We start from the raw sequence: 362 nt of genomic DNA on the forward strand, positions 1-362 counted from the left end.
GACCTGCGTCCCCGACAAACTCGCCACACCCACATGCGAAACCACCACACCCTTCGGCCGCCCCGTCGAACCCGACGTATAAACCACATACGCCGGATGAGCCGGCAACACCGAAGACAGACGGTCGTGGTCGGACAGGTCTCCGCCGTCCCGGGCCGCCACGGCACGCCGGACCCCCGGCTCATCGAGCAGCAGGCGCGGCACGGTGCCGTCCTGGGGCAGCACGGGCACGGTGTCCGCATCGGTGATCACCAGTACCGGTTCGGCGTCCGCGAGCATGTACGCGATCCGGTCCACGGGGTACTCCGGATCCACCGGCACATAACCCGAACCGCTCTTCAACACCGCGAGCAACGCCACGA

1 protein-coding gene is annotated in these 362 nt (G+C 67.7%); it reads right to left on the minus strand.

Going from position 1 to position 362, the window contains the following annotated elements; translation table 11 throughout:
• Positions 1-362 (minus strand): AMP-binding protein (locus ADK52_RS11120; protein WP_159045905.1); only part of this gene is annotated, 362 nt, incomplete at both ends.

The organism is Streptomyces sp. WM6372, assembly GCF_001279655.1.
Lineage (GTDB): Bacteria > Actinomycetota > Actinomycetes > Streptomycetales > Streptomycetaceae > Streptomyces.